The following is a 232-nucleotide window of genomic DNA, read 5'->3' as shown; positions in this document are numbered from 1 at the left end:
ATCAAATATAGAATGGCGGACTAATTCTCCGTCATTTTTTAATTGTTCACGTAGTCGTGCAATTTCACGTTCCTTATCACGTTTAGTTTGTGCCACAGCACGTTCTTTGGGTGTACCATTTTGACGATGATATTTCTGTTTCCGAATATTGATAAGGCCTTGCCTAGACCATAACCTGATTACTGATGCAGAAACATCAACATCTTGCACATTACCAGCAATTTGCTCTGGC

General features: G+C 39.7%; 1 pseudogene. It reads right to left on the bottom strand.

Features of this window, described 5'->3' with window-relative positions:
• Window positions 1-232: pseudogene (locus tag IAE53_RS11325) on the bottom strand (IS30 family transposase); the annotation flags it as partial.

It is taken from the genome of Leuconostoc sp. S50 (assembly GCF_016624925.1).
GTDB classification, from domain to species: domain Bacteria; phylum Bacillota; class Bacilli; order Lactobacillales; family Lactobacillaceae; genus Leuconostoc; species Leuconostoc pseudomesenteroides.
This window is presented reverse-complemented; position numbering and strand designations above follow the sequence as displayed.